The organism is Desulfocicer niacini, from assembly GCF_054657595.1.
In genome coordinates, this window is record NZ_BAAHYK010000222.1 from 1 (window position 1) to 283 (window position 283).

Sequence of the window (283 nt, forward strand, 5' to 3'; positions counted from 1 at the left end):
TCCTTAACGATCCTCAACAACGTATTGTAATGAATGAACGACTTGTCGGTCAAATGCTCTTGCATGAGCTTTTCATGAAGCCGTTTGACGGTGATATGGGGATAGGCCCTGCATGTCACCCGAATGGCGTCCATCACCTGTGGATCGGCTTTCCTGGGTCTGCCTTTATCTTTTCTGACTTTGGGCTTTAATCCGTCAAAGCCGTTTTTCCGGTATGCCTTGAGCCAGGATTTGAGTGTAGACACTTTGACCTGCCGGTTGCCATAGCGTGGAAAGGCATGGT

1 protein-coding gene is annotated in these 283 nt (G+C 48.8%); it reads right to left on the reverse strand.

Annotated features, from left to right (window positions below; translation table 11 throughout):
- Window positions 1–245, reverse strand: a 245-nt coding sequence (locus ACYQ2M_RS25485; protein WP_459919202.1) for a helix-turn-helix domain-containing protein, incomplete at its 3' end; no start/stop codon positions are given.
- Window positions 246–283: the final 38 nt, after the last annotated feature.